Source organism: Actinoplanes sp. NPDC051346 (assembly GCF_040682215.1).
Lineage (GTDB): Bacteria > Actinomycetota > Actinomycetes > Mycobacteriales > Micromonosporaceae > Actinoplanes.
Genome location: NZ_JBFBAJ010000041.1, coordinates 1 through 1,455, shown reverse-complemented (window position 1 = coordinate 1,455; position 1,455 = coordinate 1). Strand labels below are relative to the sequence as shown.

The 1,455-nt window shown below is 66.1% G+C and carries 1 protein-coding gene; it reads left to right on the top strand.

Going from position 1 to position 1,455, the window contains the following annotated elements; translation table 11 throughout:
• A partial coding sequence (locus AB0M36_RS37615; RefSeq protein WP_364167591.1) for an AMP-binding protein occupies positions 1–1,455 on the top strand: 1,455 nt, incomplete at both ends.

Genomic DNA, 1,455 nt, shown 5'->3' with positions numbered 1-1,455 from the left:
GCCGCCTACAACCACCAAGACCTCCCCTTCGAACTCCTCGTCAAACACCTACAACCCACCCGCTCCCTCGCCCGACACCCCCTCTTCCAAATCGCCTTCGCGGTGGACCGGGGACTCGTGCTGGAGTTGGACACGCTGGAGGTGGTCAACGAGAAGCCGCCGTTCGACACAGCCAAGTTCGACCTCTTCTTCGGCTTCGTCGTCCAGGAGGACTCCGGGGAGCTCGATCTGGCGGTCACCTATGCCACCGACCTGTTCACCCGGGCGGGAGCCGAAGCGGTCGGCCGGCGGCTGATGTTCCTGCTCGAGCAAGTGGCCCAGGACCCCGCGGCCCGGCTCAGCAGCCTGCATGTGCTGAGCGAGATCGAGCGGCACCGGCTGTTCGAGGACTTCAATGCCGGATCGCCGCAAGTGGCCTCCGCGACGCTGCCGGAGCTTTTTGGCCGTCAGGTGTCCGCCCATCCGGACGCACTCGCCGTGGTGGACGACCATGTCGAGCTCACATACCAAGCCATGAACCTGCGGGCCAACCAGCTGGCGAACTACCTCGCGACCATTGGCGTCGGGCCGGACGTTCCAGTCGCCGTCTCCATGCGCCGGTCCGCTGACCTGATTGTCGTCATGTTGGCGGTCGGTAAGGCAGGCGGCTGCTATGTGCCGGTGGACCCGGACTATCCCGTCGTCCGGCAGGAGTACATCCTCTCCAACGTTTCGGCGCCGGTCATCGTGGTCGACGACGTCTCAGCCCTGCCGGGCACCGGGGCCGCACAGAGGATCGTCGTCGGAGACGACCTGTGGCAAAAGGCGGCGGCTTACCCGAGCCACGATCCGGTGCCCGAGCTGTCCCTCGATCACGGTGCGTACGTCATCTACACGTCCGGCTCCACCGGCGCGCCGAAGGGCGTTGTTGTCACCCATCGCGGGCTGAGCAGGCTGGCGCACCGCTATCAGCACGAGTTCGAGGTGCGGCCCGGTAGCCGGGTGCTGCAGCTGGCCTCGATCGGCTTCGACGGCTCGGTGTGGGAGATGTACATGGCGCTGTTCGCCGGCGGCGCGGTGGTCCCGTCCGCACCTGATCGACTGTTCGGTGCGGAAGGCGCAGCGGCGAATACCGGCAAGATCACCCACGTGACGGTCACGCCGTCCCTGCTGGCCTCTCTGCCGCCGGATGCGTTCCGTGCCGGGACGACGGTCATCACGGCCAGCGAAGCATGCCCACAGTGGCTCGTGGACCAGGCCTCGGCCCGATACCGGCTGATCAATTCGTACGGACCGACCGAGGTGACGGTCTGTGCTAGTGGCGGCCTGCTGGCTTACGGGCAGCCCGTCACCATCGGATCTCCGGTCGCCAACACCAGGTTGTTTGTGTTGGATGAGTTTTTGCAGCCTGTACCAGTCGGTGTGCCGGGAGAGCTGTACATCGCTGGAAGCGGGCTGGCACGCGGTTACCTCGGC